The sequence below is a fragment of the Streptomyces sp. NPDC055078 genome (assembly GCF_053607985.1).
This window is the reverse complement of record NZ_JBSGUP010001069.1, coordinates 1-1,623: the sequence shown is the minus strand read 5'-3', so window position 1 is coordinate 1,623 and position 1,623 is coordinate 1. Positions and strand designations below refer to the sequence as shown.

Genomic DNA, 1,623 nt, shown 5'->3' with positions numbered 1-1,623 from the left:
GGACCCCCTCGCCGTCGGCCGCGCCGACGCCCCCGTCGTCATGGTCGAGTACGCCGACTTCAAATGCGGCTTCTGCGGAAAGTTCGCCCGCGACACCGAACCCGAACTGATCGAGAAGTACGTCGACAAGGGCGTTCTGCGCATCGAGTGGCGCAACTTCCCGATCTTCGGCCAGGAGTCGGAGGACTCCGCCCGCGCAGCGTGGGCGGCCGGGCAGCAGGGCAGGTTCTGGCAGTTCCACACCGCCGCGTACGCCGAAGGCGCCAAGGAGAAGGGCTTCTCCAAGAGCCGCCTCAAGACGCTCGCACGCGACGCGGGCGTCCCCGACCTCGCCCGCTTCGCCCGCGACCTCGACAGCGCCGCCGCGAGCGCGGCGGTCAAGAAGGACCGGGACGAGGCGTACGGACTCGGGGCGACCTCCACCCCGTCCTTCCTGATCAACGGCCGTCCGATCGCGGGCGCGCAGCCGAAGGAGATCTTCACCGAGGCGATCGAGGCGGCGGCGGGGTCCGCCGGGGCCGGGTCCGAGTCCGGCGGGTCCGAGTCCGAGTCCGCCGGGTCCGCCGAGTCCGGGTCCCGTACCGACGGGTCCGGGGCCGGGCGATGACCGACATCGGCTATCTGGCCGCCTTCCTCGGCGGTCTGCTGGCCCTGGTCAGCCCATGCAGCGCGCTGCTGCTCCCCGCGTTCTTCGCCTACTCGCTCGACTCGGCCGGCCGGCTCCTGCTCCGTACCGGAATCTTCTACGCCGGACTGGCGACCACCCTCGTCCCGCTCGGCGTCGCCGGTTCGTACGCCGGCCGCTTCTTCTACGGCAACCGCGATCTGCTCGTCTCCGTCGGCGGCTGGCTGATCATCGCCCTGGGCGTGGCCCAGATCCTCGGCCTGGGCTTCGCCTCCCGCCGGATGGCCGCGCTGTCCGGCCGCATCCGCCCGACGACTGCCGCCCCCGTCTATGCCCTCGGCCTGGTCTACGGTCTCGCGGGCTTCTGCGCGGGCCCCATCCTCGGCAGCGTGCTGACCGTGTCCGCGCTGAGCGGCAGCCCCGTCTACGGCGGACTCCTCCTCGCCGTCTACGCCCTCGGCATGGCCGTCCCGCTCTTCCTCCTCGCCCTGCTGTGGGACCGTTTCGACCTGGGCGGACGCGGCTGGCTCCGCGGCCGTACCCTGACCTTCGGCCGCCTCCGGCTGCACACCACCTCGCTCCTGTCCGGGCTGTTCTTCATCGTCCTCGGCACCCTCTTCCTCGCCTTCGACGGCACGACCGCCCTCCCCGGCCTGCTCTCCGTCGACGACTCCTTCGCCGCCGAGCAGTGGGCGGGCGAGGTCGGCGACTCGGTCCCGGACTGGGCCCTGCTGCTCGGTCTGGCGGCCGTCGCGTCGATCGTGCTGGGCGTACGGGGGTGGCGGCGCCGGTCGCCCGCGGTGAAGGAGGAGACGTGAACCGGCCCGGCGCCTCTCCGGGCGGTCCCCGGCGCGAGGGTGGCCGGACCGCTCGGCTTGCCCCCGGGATTCTCGATCAGCGGCAGGTCAGACACCCCATGTCGTTGGGTGTCAAGCGGCATGGGATTGGGCGTGGTGTGACCAGGCGGTTGCTTCGTCGTAGCGGGTACGGGTTTTGAG

Annotated in this window: 2 protein-coding genes; both read left to right on the top strand. The window is 72.0% G+C overall.

Annotation, left to right across the window (positions count from 1 at the left end; translation table 11 throughout):
- Positions 1 to 607 (top strand): DsbA family protein (locus ACWF94_RS40190; RefSeq protein WP_453500204.1); only part of this gene is annotated, 607 nt, incomplete at its 5' end.
- A complete protein-coding gene (locus tag ACWF94_RS40185; RefSeq protein ID WP_453500202.1) occupies positions 604 to 1,443 on the top strand; it encodes a cytochrome c biogenesis CcdA family protein in 840 nt (279 codons plus the stop codon). The genes ACWF94_RS40190 and ACWF94_RS40185, both read left to right, overlap by 4 nt.
- Positions 1,444 to 1,623: the final 180 nt, after the last annotated feature.